Genomic DNA, 16,434 nt, shown 5'->3' with positions numbered 1-16,434 from the left:
TTTTTTGATGTTACCCTTTCACTGCTCCAAGCAACGCACCTTGGACAAAATACTTCTGGATAAACGGGTAGATCAAGAGGATCGGCAAAGTAGCGAATACGACACATGATGCTTTCAGCACCTCTGGATTACTTAGCGACACTTGCGTAGCTTCCAGCTGGAAGCTTTCGCTTGCCTGAATGACCAGGTAATACAATTTCAGCTGCAGCGGCCTTAAATCTGTATTTTGCTTGATGTAGAACAAGGCGTCCTGATAGGCGTTCCAGCGGCCTACCGCATAGAACAGCGACAAGGTTGCAATGACCGGCCTCGAGAGCGGAAGAACGATGCTCCATAGAATCCGGAAATGTCCGGCCCCATCGATTCTCGCCGATTCTTCCAGGCTTTCCGGTATGCTGCTCTGCAGAGAGGTTTTCATGATCAGCAAGTTGAATGCGCTGAAGGCCGGCGGCAAAATCATGGACCATATCGTCTCCAGCAGGCCAAGATCATTGATCAGCATATATTCAGGGATAATCCCGCCGCTGAAAAACAAGGTAAACATAAAGATAAACGTAAAGAACGTGCGGCCTTTCAGCGTGTAGCGGGACAACGGGTACGCCGCGCAGATCGTGATAATCATGCCCAGAATAGTGAACAATGTCGTTACGATCACGCTGATGTAGAAGGACTGCAGGATGCTTTTGTCCGCAAAAATTTTCCCGTAAGCTTCAAAGTTCACACCCATCGGCCACAGAAACACCTTATTCGCGATAACGTACGCATCCGCGCTGAGCGATTTCGCGACGACATGCACGAACGGCAGCAGGCACGCCAGCGAGGCGAGGAGTATAATGCCGTGAATCAACACGTCCCAGAAGTCGAAGCGTCTTCTCCTCCGCACGACAAGAGCACCGCTTACGGTTTTCATAGTTCACCTCCTCCAAAGATTTTCGTAGAACAACTTACTTCGTAAGCATTAAAGCAATCCATCCTGACCGAGCTTCTTGGCGATCCGGTCCGCAAGCAGCACCAGCACAAGACCGATGGCCGCCTGGAACAATCCAACCGCCGTCGCGCGGCTGAAGTTGCCGCTTTCAATCCCCCATCGGTACACAAGAACCGGTATGGTCGTCGTAAACTCCGTGGTTGCTTTATTCTGCAGCGAATAAATTCGCTCGAACGAGCCATCCATGATCCTGCCCAGGTTCATAATAAGCAAGGTTACGATCGTGACACGGATCGACGGCAAGGTAACATTCCACATTTTCCGCAGGCGCCCCGCTCCATCTACGGTAGCGGCTTCGTACATCTCAGGGTTGATGCTGCTGATCGAAGCCAAATAAAGGATCGTTCCCCAGCCCATACTCTGCCATACGCCGATCGCTAAATAGCTGATAAGCCAATGGGTATCTTCTTGCAGGAACGGAACCCTGTTCCCTCCCAATCCCTCGATTACATTATTAATGGCGCCGTTACCCTCGCCAAGCAGCTGGTAAGCGATCGCGCCGATAATGATCCAGGACAGAAAGTGCGGCAGATACAGCAGCGATTGGTTCACGCGTTTGAATTTCACGCTCTTGATCTCATTTAGAAGCAGCGCAAGGATAATCGGCATCGTGAAACTAAATAACAAATCAAGCAAATTCAGCAGCAGCGTATTGCGGACTGCGCGGATGAAATCGGGTCTGTCGAAGATGTCCATGAATACTTGGAAGCCGACCCACTCGCTGCCCCAGACCCCTTTGGCGAGCTTGTATTCTTTAAAGGCAAGCACGAGCCCGGACATCGGCGCGTATTTGAAAACAAGAACAAAAGCTAACGGAATTAAGAGAAGCACGTAAAGCTGCCAGTCCCGCCGAAGAAAATAAGTCAAGCGCTTCTTATTTAGCCCGGGATGTTTTAAAGCGGTTTCATTCTTGCCTAAAGCGCTTTCAACTTTCATAGTTTCACCTCCTCCGTACTGGAGCTTACTTAGCCGTTTCGGGTTCAAATCATGGCACCCGGCTATGTCTGCATCGTACCTTGCCGTCCTCCCATCCGTAAATCCTGAGTATTGATACACCTCTTCATTTTTGATTTTTCCCCCGTATTTAAGCGGATTTCTCGGTGTCACATGATCAATTTTGAATAGTAGAAGCAAAAATGGAGCCGACTGCCGGTTCAAAAGACCGACAGAACAGCTCCCGATTGTTTCCTTGCTGGCTCTTCCCGCGAGTCTACGAAGACTCCAGCCTTGTCGCTCCGAATTTCAGTGCTTTGTAGCTGCTTGGAGACATGCCTTCGTATTTGCGGAAGAACCGATTGAAGCTCTGCACATTGTAGTAACCGACCTCAGAGGCAATCTGTGAAATGCTTAAATTGGATTCGAGCAAAATTTCCTTCGCCTTCTGAATGCGCAGCATATTCGTATAGTCGATCAAGCTCTTGCCTGTCAACTCGTACACAATCTTACGCATATAGGAGTAACTAATCCCGATTTCCTTCGCCATGTCTTCGAATACGATTTCTTCACGGAAATGCTCTTCGAGATAGCGGATAATCCGCTCTCCATAATTGACTTCGCCGACGTTGCGCGACAGGTACTGGATAATCTCGACGAAAAACTCGTGCAGATGCTCCTCTAGCTCATCCAGCGTATCAATTGATGCAATTGTCGTGTAGATATTCCTACGCCCGGCAAAAATACGCGCCGTGCTTATATTGTTCTCTCTGAGATGCTTGATCGTGACGCCTACCAGCTGATTATAGATAAATAAGATGTTGTCGTAAGAAATATAGTCGGCAGACTGGATCTCGTTTCGAACAAGCCCTAATTCTTTAATGATACTGTCGAGATCGCCCTTGCTTAGGAAATTCAGGATGCGCGTTTCGCTATTTGTCGGGTAAATATATTTTTTGTTCCGGTCGGCTTCCTGCTTCCAAAGAATAATGCCGCCGCTTCCTTCTATCATGCGATGCTTAATGGCTTCCATCGCTTCCGCTACCCGATCGGGAATGATGTCGCTCGTCTCCGCCTGGCTGCCGACTCCAATCGTGACGGAATGTCCCAATATTTCCGCCGACATGTCTCTAACCGCAATGAGCGTGCGGTAGACGCCATCAAAACCGCCCTCCAGCTCGTTTTGATCATAATTGATCACGATAACGAAGTAGCCTTCGCCTTGATAGACGGTTTGCACATGAACCCCGTCCGGAAACATGCTCTCGCACCTCGATATGAGAACATAGCGGTGATAATTGCGCGTTTCCCGGTTTGTATGGCTCACATAACGCCTATAACGATCGATGGAGACAACGGCAACATGGTAATCGGGCTTCGGAAACAAATCGGCAATTTGATCCGTCACTTCGCCTTTCAGCAATTTTTGAACCGCCAGATTGCGGGTATCCTGTTCCCGCTCCTTCAGCAGCCTGTAGAGCTCTTCCTCTTCCTCCTGCATTCGTTTGAACGCGGCGTCAAGGAATACAAGCTCATTTTTGTTCGAGACGCCGAGATTGCTGCGGGCGCGAACGGCCCGAACGAGCTGCCGCACCGGCTTCGACAGCCAAGTCGCAAGGAATACCGTCAGCACGGCCCCTACGAAAATAATGATCACCGTCAGCAAAATAATGCTGCGCTGCAGGGTGTGGGCCTTCGTCAACAATTCGTCCATCGAATAAATGTTAACGTTCCACCACCCGAACTGCGCCTGCGACTTTGACCACGTATAGATGAGGCGCTCGCCCCCCGCTTCATGGAACGCATAACCTTCCTTTTCGCCTCGCTGCAGAATCTCTTGAAGGAACGGCTGCTCTTTGCCGTCTGAAAGCAGCAGACTTTTATCGTTATGGGAAATGATCGTGCCTTCCTTATCCAGAAGGAAATAGCCATGCTTGCCCGGCTCCGATGCTCGAAGGTAGTCGCTGACTTGTTCCTCCTCTAGGTTGACTACGATGGTGCCGCGGGTTGTCGTCGAAAGCCGGTTCAGCGGCAGAACATACGAGATGACATAATCCCCTGAAGAGAGCTTGCGCGGAACCCATACGCCTCCGATTCCCCTTCTCCCTTCTAAAGCCTCCTCCATCCATTCGAGTGAATCGTATCTGTCCAGCCTCGTAATACCCTTATCCGTTGAAATGACATAATCGGAATCGCTCAAATAGAAATAGGAAGAATAGACGCCATCCACCCTATGGTTCAGGTTATGCAATTCATCAAGCACAGACATCGCCTTGCTGACATTGGAGTAGCTCTTCCTCACTTCTTCGAAGGTCTCGTAGCTTCGAACACGGTCGAAAACCTTGGTGGCCGCTAGACGGACCACATCCTGCGCCAGGTTGTTTAACGCATTCTCGTTGAGCCTGCGGTTCGCATTCAGGCCCGCGAGCGAGGATTCCGCAATGGCGCTCTCCGAATTTTTCAAAATTTTCGTATCGCTATACCATGTCAGGATCGCCATCGGAATTGCCATGACGCAGAACAGAATCAGCGTCAGTTGCAGCATCATAGGAATTCGTTTCACTAGGGGCTTCTCCTCTCATTGTGGAATGATCGATTGAGGACTGATTGATAACGCTTACAATTGTTGTTTTATAGATTCGTCGCCGGCTTCGGATTTCATTCTGCCGCACTGCATCCAATTTATCCCTCTCTGTAACACCTTCCGGTTATTCTCTCTGTCTCCTGCTTCTATCGCTTGCAGACCCCGGTTAGATTCCCCTTTCTTACGCTTTTCCAAGATTCCATCGGCACTAAAAAGGTTATATTCTGCAAGCAAGCTAATAATTCCTTTTTTTCATTTACATTTTCATCCGATCCTTCATAAAAAAATTAACAATAAAGGACACCCGCAATAGAGGTGTCCTTCAGGTGCTGCTTCTATTCGTGCATCTATTCGCTGCAAGTACGGATCCAAACGGCCATTTCGCCTGGCTGACGGTTGCCCCATAGGAAATAAGGCACGGCTTTCAGCTTGACGGGTTCCGCCTTCTGTAACTGGGATAGCGGACGGTAAGGGATGTCAGCCTGCCAGGATCCGCGTTCATCGGCGCGGCCTTCCGCCTCGATGACGACCGCGCCGCCCGGCAAGTCGGGGTCGAAGCTGGACGTCAGCTTCGAACCGCCTCGGATGGACAGCGATGCAAGCGGACTGAAGTTATCGGTCTCCTCCAAGCAATACACGATCGGACCGCGCTCAATCGCGGCCTTGCCGGCATTCGCCCGGATTTCCGGATTCGCCGCGATTAATTGCGCCTCAAGCTGCGGCTCCCATTCCACGACGTCGCCTTGCTTCCATTGTCTGTTCACCGTTGCATAGCCGTCGATGATTTCATATGCCGTGGCAGCGCCGTTAATCTTCATGATGGCATTTCCGCAGCTCCATGACGGCAGACGCAATGCGAGCGAGAACGGCGCGCCCGGCACGGCCGACAGCTCCAGCCGCACATAGCCTTCCCATGGCAGCCGGGACTGCTGCTTGAGCGCAACCTGGCCCGCTGCCAGTTCAAAGGACGCTTCGCTGCCGATGAACAGATGGGTATAAATTTTATTCTGCTCGGCGGAGGCCGTATAAATATAGTCGTTCAGAGAGCTGAGCAGCCGCGCCACATTCGGCGGGCAGCAGGAGCAGCCGAACCACTTCTGCCGCACGGCCTTCACGTGATGGCGGCCCGGGTTTTTCTCGGACGCCTTCGGCCATACCTCCAGCGGATTGACATAGAAATAATGCTTGCCGTCCTGCGACATGCTGCCAATGACGTTGTTGTACAGCGCGCGCTCGAGCACGTCGGCGTATTCGCTTTTCGCCTCCAGCTGGAGCATGCGGTTCGCGAAAAAGATAAGCCCAATCGAGGCGCATGTCTCCGCATAGACCGTATCGTTTGGCAGGTCATAATCGAAGGAGAACGCCTCGCCGTGATGGGTCGAGCCAATTCCCCCCGTTATGTACATCTGCCTCTTCGTTGTGTTATCCCACAGGCGGCGGCATGCCTCAAGCAGCCCGTCATCCTTCGTCAAGCGCGCAAGGTCGGCCATTGCCGTATACATGTACATCGCGCGGACGGAATGTCCCACCGCGACATCCTGCTCGCGGACCGGCTTATGCGCTTGATTGTAGGCCATGTGCTCTACCTTCGGAATCGGCAGCTTCTTCTTCGCCCAATGGCTGTAGCCGTCTCTTTGCTTGCACTCCTCCACGAGGAAGTTCGGCTCTGCGCCGCGCTCGTCGATGAAAAACTGCGCCAGCTGCAAATAACGCTGCTCGCCGGTTGCCTTATACAGCTTCACGAGGGCGAGCTCGATCTCCTGATGCCCGTCATAGCCCCGAAGCTTGCCCGGCTCGCGCCCAAATACGGTGTCGATATGGTCGGCAAATTTGCAAACGACGTCAAGCAGTCTCCGCTTGCCGGTCGCTTCATAATAGGCGACAGCAGCCTCGATCATATGACCCGCGCAATATAACTCATGGGCTTCATGGAGATTCGTCCATTCATTGCCCGGTTCTTTGACCGTAAAATACGTATTTAAATAGCCGTTCGGATGCTGCGCCGCGGCGACAAGCTCAATCACTTCGTCCGCGGTCCGCTCCAGCTCCGGATCGGGATGCGCCGCAAGCGAATAACCAACCGCCTCAAGCCATTTGGCCACATCGCTGTCCTGGAACACCATGCCGCCGAACTCCCCTTGCTCCCAGCCGGCCGCAATCCGGAAGTTCCGTATCGCATAGCTCGGTTCCGCGTCCGGTATGCGATCGTTCAGGGCCTCCCACTGATAGGGAATAACCGTCTCCCGCACCAGCTCCGTAAACCGGCCCCAAAATCCGTCTTCTATTCGCACGCGATTATTTTTTTCCAGTCCGTTTGTTGAAAGCTCCAAGGACAGTCCCTCCTTATGAAATATAACTTTTGATTATTCCTGTCATCCAGTTTATCCTTGAAAGAAAAGACCAGCTACGAATGAAACGAACTTCTTTTTTATAAAATCCAACACTGCAGCAAGGGGGCTAATGACGAATGAGCGACCAAAAACTGATTGTGATGGAGAATCCGCCGATTCCTTATTACATCACGACGGGACTGACGACCCTCGCGCCGGGCGAACAGCACCCGAATCGGCGGAATTTCGGCCTATTTGACCTGCTATGGGTGGTGAAAGGGACGCTTTATATGGGGGAGGAGGATCAGCAGTGGGAGGTCGCAAGCGGCCAGACGCTTCTGCTCCTGCCCGACCGGCACCATTACGCGGTAAAGCCCTGCGAGGAGGAAACCGTCTTCTACTGGACGCACTTCGATTTTAGGGGCAAGTGGCAGCAGGCTGACCTTGATGCAAGCCCCGTCTACCCGATCCGGAATGCCTGGGACAATCCTTACTCCATCCGGATTCGCCAATATGCGTCTCCGCCGGAGTTCGCCATGGCCGAGCGCCATCTGCGCCAAATGCTCGCCTATTCCAACCAATTCCGGTCCGCTGCGTACTGGAACGAGCAGCAGCTGTTCATGGAGCTGCTGCGCTTGCTGGAGGAAGGATATAAAGGTAACGCCGACTCCCCCGCATTAAATCTTGCAGAAAAGACAGAAGCCTATCTTCGGCAGCATTATCAGGAGGAAGTGACGAATGAGGTGCTCGCGGAGGCCCTTCATTTTCACTCGAATTACATCGTCCGCTGCATGAAGGAAATTTACAACTGTACACCCATGGAATATCTGCAGGAGTACCGCCTGGAGCAAGCCAAACTGCTGCTGGTCAAGACGGAATGGTCTATTGCCCAAATTTCCGAGTATGTCGGGTTCCAATATACGCCGTACTTCTCCAGCTGCTTCAAAAAATATACCGGGATCTCGCCGCTTCGCTTTCGGAAGGGATTTACGGTTTAAAGGATGAATATGTGTAAAATGTCATTTTCCAACTGTTCAATTTTGCGTTTCCCCCTATAATGAAGTCGTCGATTTCAATAACAGGAGGAATTATTCTGAATCAACGGCTTGATTATTTGGACAACCTGCGGACGGCGCTGACGATTCTCGTCGTCGTGTTTCATACCTCGATCGCGTATGGTGCTGCCGGCTCATGGATTTTGGTCGATGTGGTTGCGAGCGGCGGCTTGACGGTCACTTCGATTCTGCTGACCATTTTTACAGCGGTTTGCCAAGCCTTTTTTATGGGGTTGTTTTTCTTTCTGTCGTCCTATTTTATTCCGTCATCCTATGACCGAAAAGGGGCAGGCCGATTCATCAAGGACCGGCTCATCCGGCTAGGGCTCCCCCTCCTTCTCTACTGCTTCGTTATCGGACCAATCACGTATTGGTTTGCGCAATTGCGCGGGCAAATATCGCTTGGAGGGTTTTACCGCGCCGAGGTGTGGAGCTTTAACCAGGTATTCGTTGGACCGGCTTGGTTTCTGGAAGCTTCGATTTATTTTGCCGTGTTGTACGTGATTTTCCGTAAGGCAGGCGTAACACGGAGTCAAGGCGAGCGTCCTTTCCCTTCGAATAAAGCTCTGCTTGTGACCGCCATTGGCATCGGCCTTGCTTCCTTCGCAGTCCGCTTTGTTTATCCGGCCGGCCAAGGACCTCTTGGACTCCAATTCGGATATTTCCCGTCCTACATCTTATTGTTCATCGCCGGCGTGCTCGCTTACCGGAACAATTGGCTGCAAAGCCTCCCCGCCCGAACCGTTAGGCTGTGGGGATGGATTGCCGTCTGTGCCGTTCCCGTCCTGCCGATCGGCTTTATCCTCACCGGCGCGCTGGAAGGCAGCTTTACGTTCGAAGGAGGCCTGAACATTCAGGCCCTGCTCTATGCGTTTTGGGAGCCTTTCGTATGCTTCGGCATCATCCTGAAGCTGCTGCAGCTGTTTCAAGCCCGTTTCTACCAATCCGGGGCTCTGCGTAAATGGTTGTCGGCCCATGCTTATGCCGTTTATTTGATCCATCCGCCTGTTATCGTAGGCTGGACTCTCGCTTTCCGCCATGCCGGCTGGCCGCCGGCCATCAAGTGGGTGATCGTGTCTGCGCTCAGCGTGACGCTCTGCTTCCTGGTATCCGCAGTTTTGCGCAGCATCCCTGGAGTTAAGCGAATTTTATAGTCTATACGTGCAGAAAGAGCGCTCATTGCCAATGAACGCTCTTTTTGTATTGGGATAAAAAAAGGATTGACCTAACCTTCATAAAATTTTTACTTGCAAAAACTAATGGTATTAGTTAAGATGGAAAACGAAGTTAAAACTAATGATATTAGTTTTCATGGGGGGATTCACGATGATTATGAAAAACAGTTATGGCCTTGCTTCAGCAGAGGAACGCATCGCGTCATTCCGTATCCGGCTCGGCGCTATTGCTTTAGCCGTCGCCGGCGTTCTGTTCGTGCTGTATCCTGCGCTTCGTCCTTTCTCAGATGAAACATCCTTGCTGGGCGCCGAGGCGTTCGGTTCCGCGGACTGGATGACATCTCATGTGATGGCCATCCTTGCCTTCGTTTTATTGACTTTCGGCTTCATGAGTTTAAACCTGTCTTTGCAGGGGACTGCCGCAAGAAGGCTTGCCTTCTACGGTCTATTGTTGGCTTGGCTGGGAATCGGGCTGACATTGCCGTACTATGGCGCTGAAGTTTACGGCCTGTCCGCAATCGGCCAGGAAGCTGTCAGTCAGCAAAATACGGACTTGATGGGCCTAGCGGATGATATCCGGTTCGGTCCCGGCTTCAGCATGATTCTGGTCGGCCTCGTATTGCTTGCGATTGGCGCAATGGTTGCCGCAGCCGCTGTGTGGAGATCTCGCCTTTTATCCAAATGGAGCGCTATTCCGATTGCTGTAGGATTTCTGCTCTATCTTCCGCAGTATTTGGCAACCCAGCCCGTGCGCGTCGCGCATGGATTACTGATTACGGTCGGGTGCCTATGGCTCGCAGCGAGCATGTGGCAACGCTCCAAGCCTAAAGCAGCAACTTCTAGGTAAGCTCCTTCAGCTTATCCTTAAGAGCCGTGAGATCATCGACGAATATTTTCATTAAATTGGGACGCCTTCTTACAGCAAGCGGGTGATAAGTGAAGCCGATAGGCGTCCCCCGGAGCGAGTGCCAGCTCCCTCTCAATTCCTTAACCGTCGGGTTTTCATTCAGGGGCAGCAACGTTTCGGCCACAATATTACCGAACCCAAAAAGAACAAGCGGCCGCTTCGCCAAAAGCTGCATCTGCAAATGCGGAGCGCAGGCTTCTCTTGCCTCCGGCTTGTTATAAGCGCGGATCGGCCTGCATTTAAGCAGGTAGGTGACGTAAACCTCATCTACGCTTATTCCCGCTTCCCTCATCCCGTACTGGAGCGTCTCCCGAGTGCCGCACAAAAACGCATTCCCTTCCCGGTCTTCCCTTGCTCCGGGATTATCCAATATGAAAACAATCGGCGCATCCGGATTTCCTTCGCCCCAGATGACGCGAGTCCGCTGCTTCGACAGCTCGCAGCGCTCACATTGCTGAATGTCCTCAGGCGCGGCCTCTTCGGGGAGTATTACAAATGGATTAGCGTCTCTCAACATTTCGGCTCCTTCCTATGGCGCGTCATTTATCCATTATGCCCGCCCAGGAACATCCCAACCGATACAACGACGACGGTAGCGTCATGTCTGCGCATTCGCCCTTCCGGATACCGGCTATAAAATAAAACAAGCGGCCTTGGTCCAACATGACCGAGGCCGCCGCTTTGCTGCTTTTTATGACAAGTTGCCGTTATCTCACTTCTGTACCTTCACCTTGGTCTGCCCAACAACAAGGATACCATTCACATACCCGCGGAATTGGAGAACCGCTTCCGAACCGGACCATGCAAAGTCGGAACGCTCGAATTTAAACTGCCCGTTCTTCGCCTGATTGAAGTACCCGTTATTGCTGCTTAGGGCCTTCACCCCATTGAGTGTCACCGAAAGCAAATCGAACCCCTGTGTGTTAAATCCTGCCGGCAACGTTACTCGGACCGTGAACTCACCCTTGTTGCCCTTAATAATAGCAGGTGTTACTTCAATATTTGCTGCCAAATATACCGTCACTTGCTTTTCCAGTACTGTAGTCAAACCTGCTCCGTTGGTTGCGCGGATCGTTATCGTATAGACGCCTGGATTTTTGAAGGTGAACGTCGAGCCTTTCGCAGCAGGTACCGCAGCTGCATCGTTTGGTCCCGCTATAGTTGCTGATTGTTCCGTAATGCCGGAGAGCTCATCCACCGCATTATAGTTGAGTATAAGGGACGAGCCCATCGCGTATTCGTGTTCTGGATTGAAGCTGATCGTTGGCGCCGTCTTATCGATCTTCACCTTGATCGTCTGCTCCTGCTCCTTGTTGCCCGCCAGGTCGACAGAGTAGAACCGCACTTGGTTCACCCCTTCCGACGTTACGGAAACAGTCCCGCCTTCCTTAAAGGCTTCGTCGTTTACGGCGTAATACGTTTTCGCTACTCCGCTTTGTGCGTCCGTCGCTTCGAATGTGACCGAAATATTATCCTTACTCCAGCCGGCAGGTGCCGCTGCGCTTGTTACCGGGGCCGTCTTATCGATCTTAACCTCGATCGTCTGCTCCTGCTCCTTGTTGCCCGCTTGGTCTACGGAGTAGAACCGCACCTGGTTCACCCCTTCCGACGTTACGGCAGCAGCCGTGCCCTCCGTATAAGCTCCGCCGTTCACAGCGTAATACGTCTTCGCCACTCCACTTCGTTCATCTGCACCCGCAAAAGTGACGACTACATCATCCTTGCTCCAATCGACAGGCGCTGATGCGCTTGTTACAGGAGACGTTTTATCAATTTTAATCTCGATCGTCTGCTCCTGCTCCTTGTTGCCTACATTGTCAACTGAATAGAACGTGAGCGTGTGCACCCCGGCTTCACTTACAGTCAATGCCGTGCCGGCAACAAAGCTGCCGCCATCCAAGGAGTAGAATGTATTCGCAACACCTGTTTCATTATCGGTCGCTTTCAATGTGATTTCGGCGTTTTGGTTCGTCCAGCCCTCCGGCGCTGTAGCCACAGTCTTAGGCGCTTCCGTGTCAACGATCAGCTTCGCCTCGACAATAGCCGAAGGTTCCGACTCCCCAAAGGAATTGCTGTAAGATGTTACATAGTAGTAATGATTCTTATAAGACAGATCCGAAATCTTGTAGGATAAGTTATTCAAGTTCTTGATAAGCAGAACCGGCTCTCCATCCACCAGCTCGTACACATTATACCCATTCGCATAGATAACAAAGTCCCAGCTAATTCGTGCGGTTGTTTTGTCCAGGAGCACAAGGCTCGCTTCCGGCGCCTGCATAACCGGGTAAACGATGGTCTTTTCTACCGCTTCGGAAGGGGCTGACTCTCCGAATCGGGTGTTATATACGGTTAAGACATAACGGTGGGTATCCTCCGTTAAGTTATACACTTGTGCTTTAAGCGCGGTACCTTTGTAGACTAAGGTGCGCGTTTCGCCGTTAACCTCGTACAGCCGGTACTCGCTTACCCATGCGGCCGAAGGCCAAGTAAACGTAATGTCATTCGCATTAACAACTGTCGCCGTAAGCTTAGGCGCTTGAAGAATCGGCCAAGTCAGTGTAAGAGACTTTTGCGTCCCTTCCGGCGATTCGCCAAAACGGTCGCTGTACGAGTGAACTTCGAAAAGGTATGGTCCCTCCGGCATATTGGTGAGCGTCGCCGAGTTGGATTTCACCGTTGCCTTCAGCACTTTCTCTCCATCCACGATTTGGTACACCGTATAGGCCGTCGAATAGGCCGCGGCATTCCATTTCAACACAATATCATTCCCGTTCGCAATACTGCTCGTAAGATTACTTGGCGCTTGCATGATCGGGAAAATTAAAGCGAAGCTTAGCTTGCTTCCCTGCTCGGATTCGCCAAAACGCGAGCTCACCGAATGAACGACAAATGTATATTCCCCTTCCGGCATGTTGGCAAACGTAAAGGTTGTTCCTGTTTGACTCCTCTTTAATACCTTTTGACCATCTACGATTTGATAGATGTTGTAGGAGGTCGCATAGGTCGAAGCAACCCACTGAAGCTTAATATCATTACCGTTAACAATACTTTTGGAGATATCGCCAGGCGCCTCCATAATCGGGAAGGATAGCGTGAAGCTTACCTCGCTTCCCTGTTCGGACTCGCCGAAACGCGTGCTCACCGAATGAACAACAAAGGTGTAATCTCCTTCCGGCATGTTGGCAAACGTATACGTTGTTTTCGACAGGCTCATCTTCAGTATTTTCTGATCATTTACGATTTGGTAAACATTATAAGAGGTCGCATAGGTCGCGGCATCCCACTGAAGCTTGATGTCGTTGCCGTTCAGCACCGTCTGCTTCAGATTAGCCGGCGGAGCCATTTCCTGATGTTCAATCGTAACGTCAATCTGGCCGCCTTCACGTGACTCCCCGTATCGGTTGCTATAGGAATGAATGACAAACGTATAGTCTCCCGCAGGAAGCTTTGCAAACGTCGCGTTTGTACCCGTTACCGTCGTTTTAAGCTCCTTTTGTCCATCCACGATTTGATAAACCTTATAGGAGTTCGCATAAGGCGCGCTTCCCCATCTTAAGGTAAGGTCATTCCCGTTCGCTATGCTCTGTGTAATATTGCCCGGCGCGGCCATGACAGGGAATACCATCGTAAGCTCGACTTGCGTGCCGTCTATGGACTGGCCAAAACGACTACTTACGGTACGAACAACATAGGTATGCTCGCCCTCCGAGACATTGGAAAGTGTCGCCGCGAGCGCGGTGACAGTGGACTTCAATACTTCTTGTCCATCTACTAGCTCGTACACCTTATAGCTATTGGCATTTGCGGCCTGCTGCCAAGACAACACGACATCATTGCCGTTTTGCACCTTGTAAGTCAGATTGGCCGGAGGCAGGATCGTCGGGTAGACGACAGTCAGCGAGATTGCCGCTCCTTCAGGAGACTCCCCAAGCAGTGCGGATGTGGAATGCACTTCATACTCATAGCTTCCTTCGGGCACATTCGTATAGGTCACCGTCAAGCCGGATACGGTGCCCTTCAGCACTTTTTGTCCATCGACAATCTGATACACTTTATAACCGGTTGCATTCGCGGCACCCGTCCATTTCAACGTAATATCGTTGAAATTAGTCAGCGTATACGTTAGGTTCGTCGGTGCATCCAGTACAACGCCTTCGACTGTAAACGTAATTTCGGCGCCCTCTGCAGATTCGCCGAAACGGCTGGAGTATGCATGTACGATATAACTGTACTCGCCTGGAGCCATATTCGAGTAAGCAACGGTCAGACCCGTAACCGTACTCTTAAGCACCTTCTTCCCGTCTACAACTTGGTAGACTTTGTAACTGGTTGCATAATCAGCCGAATCCCAGGATAAAGAGAAGCTTGTAGGAGACGTCAGCTTTTGAATGATATTGGCCGGAGGCTGCATAGTCGGCACTGTAAGATTAAAGCGAATTGGTGTGCCTGTCTCCGATTCCCCGTACCGGCTGGAGTTACTATGTACCTCGTACTGGTAATCCCCCGACGGCATATTGGAATAGGTGACCGTCGTCGTTTTGACCGTGCTTTTCAATACGGGAACCCCGTCGATAATTTGGTAAATCTTGTAGCTGTCCGCATTTGAAGAAGCTGTCCAAGTCAGAACGATGTCGTTGCCGTTCTGGATCTTATAGGTTAGCTCGGCCGGCGGAGCCATCGTCACGCTGCCTACGGTTAAACTCACTTCACTGCCTTCGGCCGATTCGCCAAACCGGTCGCTGTAGCTGAATACCTGATAGGTGTAGTCTCCTGCAGGCAGGTTAACGTACTTCACAGATGTAGCGGCAACTGTACTCTTGAGCACTTTTTGCCCGTCGACAATTTGATACACCCGGTAGTTCGTCGAATAAGGAACGGATGTCCAGCTGAGCGTCACATCCGTCAGATTGGTAATCGTAAATGCCAAGTTGGCCGGCGCCGTCATTGTCGGTTTAGTAACCGTCACTTGGAGGGTTGCCGATAGCGGCGATACGCCATATAGAGAATGGGATGCTGTAACCGCATAGGTATAAACACCTTCTGGCGCATTCGTAATCGTGTACGTGCGTGAGGACGTGGACTTCACTAGCGTACCTTGACCGTCTTCCCCGATCTGATACACATTGTAGATCTCGGCGTTAGCCGAAGCAGCCCAGCTCAGTACGACATCGTTCCCGTTAGCGATGGTGTGTGTTAGGGTTGCCGGGGCCTCCATCTCCGGATAAGTTACGGTAAAGGAAACCGGCGCCCCAGGTCCCGACTCGCCATCTGGACTTAAGGTCGAAACCACATACCGGTAACTTCCTTCTATCATATTGGAAAATGTGTAGGACGTTGTCGTTGCGGTTCCTACGAGATTTAACGACCCGTCCGCGATCTCATAAACATTATAGCCAGTGGCCCCAAATACTGCGCTCCAGGTTAGCTTAACATCATCGGCCGTAATCATTTGCACGGCGAGATTGCTCGGAGGCAGTATCGACCCATTCGTATCCGCCGAGACCCGCGATAGCGGCAAGACGGCTTGAAGAAGCACTAACAGCGCTAGAAACACCGATAACCTTCTGTTTCTCCTCATTTTCTTTCCTACCTTTCTTAAACTTTTCAATCGTTTGACAAAAAAAAATAAACCTTAAATAGGTTCATAGTCGTTAATCCTATGCGCCCCCTTTGGCAACCGGCTGCCACCCATAGCATCTACCCGCTATGGTTCAGGCCCTTGGCTTTGCGTCTCACAGTTCCCCGTGATTTGCCTTTTTCAGTTGAGTTGATGCTTGTATCATACTGCGGATGTACCTATGTTTGAATAGGCATAAAGACCTATGATTGAATCAAAGGTTGTTTTTTATAATTATTTTTTAACGCGCCATTTCAAATAAGTGCTCCGTTTGACCAGGTTCTTATTAACTACTTTCATATGCTGGGTTATCTGGTAGAAAAAAAACGACCCCCACCAGTATAAATATCACTGATGGGAGTCATTTCTTTAGAATCAATTAATTAACAAGACGTCTCCAAGCCGGGTACTCCTCCAGGTAGCCGTACTGGTTCAGCTCCCTTAACGCCTTGCGTACATCCTGTTCCTCTTCGCCCGATTCATCCACGAGCTCGAGCAGCGTCTGCATATCGATGGCCGGGTTCTCCTTGCAGAATTGCAAAAGTCCCTTGGCCGCCCATGTCAGCCGGTCATCCCGGAAGTCCCCGACCAGCCGCCGGTACAGCTTGTTCGGCAAAATTTTGGCCTCGACCAGCTTCTGCAGCGCTTTGATCGCCTGCTTCTCGCTCATCCGGCCCAGCTTGGACACCTCCGATACCTCCAAGGCATCGGATTCGGAGGTCAAATATCCCCTCAATACGATGTAAACCATTTGGGAATAGATATCGAGCCCCGGATGATGGAAAATATCCTCCGAAATCGTAATCATTCGTGATGTATCGTTCATTGCCATGCTGTCGATTCCC

10 protein-coding genes and 1 riboswitch are annotated in these 16,434 nt (G+C 51.2%); of the genes, 3 read left to right on the top strand and 7 right to left on the bottom strand.

Annotated features, from left to right (window positions below; all coding sequences use genetic code 11):
• Positions 1–10: 10 nt before the first annotated feature.
• The 4 genes from D3P08_RS14030 to D3P08_RS14010 all read right to left on the bottom strand — a co-directional run bounded on the left by D3P08_RS14030 (position 11) and on the right by D3P08_RS14010 (position 6,835).
• Positions 11–910, bottom strand: coding sequence for a carbohydrate ABC transporter permease (locus D3P08_RS14030; protein WP_119600327.1), 900 nt, complete (start codon positions 908–910; stop codon positions 11–13).
• A gap of 48 nt (positions 911–958) precedes the next feature.
• On the bottom strand, positions 959–1,924 hold the full coding sequence (locus D3P08_RS14025) for an ABC transporter permease (protein ID WP_206098964.1): 966 nt from the start codon (positions 1,922–1,924) through the stop codon (positions 959–961).
• Between the two features lie 274 nt (positions 1,925–2,198).
• Positions 2,199–4,484, bottom strand: a complete 2,286-nt coding sequence (locus tag D3P08_RS14020) for a helix-turn-helix domain-containing protein (RefSeq protein ID WP_119600326.1) — start codon at positions 4,482–4,484, stop codon at positions 2,199–2,201.
• A gap of 368 nt (positions 4,485–4,852) precedes the next feature.
• Positions 4,853–6,835: a glycoside hydrolase family 127 protein gene (locus D3P08_RS14010; RefSeq protein ID WP_119600324.1), complete on the bottom strand. Its 1,983-nt coding sequence runs from the start codon at positions 6,833–6,835 to the stop codon at positions 4,853–4,855.
• A gap of 137 nt (positions 6,836–6,972) precedes the next feature.
• Here D3P08_RS14010 and D3P08_RS14005 point away from each other — a divergent pair, with 137 nt between their 5' ends.
• The 3 genes from D3P08_RS14005 to D3P08_RS13995 all read left to right on the top strand — a co-directional run bounded on the left by D3P08_RS14005 (position 6,973) and on the right by D3P08_RS13995 (position 9,912).
• Positions 6,973–7,833: a helix-turn-helix transcriptional regulator gene (locus D3P08_RS14005; RefSeq protein ID WP_119600323.1), complete on the top strand. Its 861-nt coding sequence runs from the start codon at positions 6,973–6,975 to the stop codon at positions 7,831–7,833.
• A gap of 59 nt (positions 7,834–7,892) precedes the next feature.
• Entirely contained in the window at positions 7,893–9,044 is a 1,152-nt protein-coding gene (locus D3P08_RS14000) for an acyltransferase family protein (protein WP_119600322.1), read from the top strand.
• Positions 9,045–9,216: 172 nt separating this feature from the next.
• Positions 9,217–9,912 (top strand): hypothetical protein, encoded by a 696-nt coding sequence (locus D3P08_RS13995; protein ID WP_119600321.1) that lies wholly within the window; start codon positions 9,217–9,219, stop codon positions 9,910–9,912.
• On the opposite strand, the gene D3P08_RS13990 is transcribed toward D3P08_RS13995, so the two are convergent.
• From D3P08_RS13990 to D3P08_RS13980, 3 genes are all read right to left on the bottom strand, one after another.
• The gene (locus D3P08_RS13990) at positions 9,905–10,489 is read right to left on the bottom strand and encodes a uracil-DNA glycosylase (RefSeq protein WP_119600320.1); all 585 of its coding nucleotides are present in this window, start codon (positions 10,487–10,489) and stop codon (positions 9,905–9,907) included. The genes D3P08_RS13995 and D3P08_RS13990 overlap by 8 nt on opposite strands.
• 195 nt (positions 10,490–10,684) lie before the next feature.
• Positions 10,685–15,526 carry an OmpL47-type beta-barrel domain-containing protein gene (locus D3P08_RS13985; RefSeq protein WP_240647511.1) on the bottom strand — a complete coding sequence of 1,614 codons (4,842 nt, stop codon included), beginning with the start codon at positions 15,524–15,526 and terminating at the stop codon, positions 10,685–10,687.
• Positions 15,527–15,641: 115 nt separating this feature from the next.
• Positions 15,642–15,736: riboswitch (cyclic di-GMP riboswitch) on the bottom strand.
• A gap of 232 nt (positions 15,737–15,968) precedes the next feature.
• Entirely contained in the window at positions 15,969–16,421 is a 453-nt protein-coding gene (locus tag D3P08_RS13980; RefSeq protein ID WP_119600318.1) for a hypothetical protein, read from the bottom strand.
• Positions 16,422–16,434 lie beyond the last annotated feature (13 nt).

Origin of the sequence: Paenibacillus nanensis (assembly GCF_003583765.1) — a bacterium.
Taxonomy (GTDB): domain Bacteria; phylum Bacillota; class Bacilli; order Paenibacillales; family Paenibacillaceae; genus Pristimantibacillus; species Pristimantibacillus nanensis.
This window is presented reverse-complemented; position numbering and strand designations above follow the sequence as displayed.

What these genes read in the sequence shown, in the direction of transcription:
- D3P08_RS14005 (WP_119600323.1), top strand. Translation starts at nt 6,973, where the DNA reads ATGAGCGACCAAAAACTGATTGTGATGGAGAATCCGCCGATTCCTTAT.
- D3P08_RS14025 (WP_206098964.1), bottom strand. Translation starts at nt 1,924, where the DNA reads ATGAAAGTTGAAAGCGCTTTAGGCAAGAATGAAACCGCTTTAAAACAT.
- D3P08_RS13980 (WP_119600318.1), bottom strand. Translation starts at nt 16,421, where the DNA reads ATGGCAATGAACGATACATCACGAATGATTACGATTTCGGAGGATATT.
- D3P08_RS14030 (WP_119600327.1), bottom strand. Translation starts at nt 910, where the DNA reads ATGAAAACCGTAAGCGGTGCTCTTGTCGTGCGGAGGAGAAGACGCTTC.
- D3P08_RS14000 (WP_119600322.1), top strand. Translation starts at nt 7,893, where the DNA reads ATGAAGTCGTCGATTTCAATAACAGGAGGAATTATTCTGAATCAACGG.
- D3P08_RS13990 (WP_119600320.1), bottom strand. Translation starts at nt 10,489, where the DNA reads ATGTTGAGAGACGCTAATCCATTTGTAATACTCCCCGAAGAGGCCGCG.
- D3P08_RS13995 (WP_119600321.1), top strand. Translation starts at nt 9,217, where the DNA reads ATGATTATGAAAAACAGTTATGGCCTTGCTTCAGCAGAGGAACGCATC.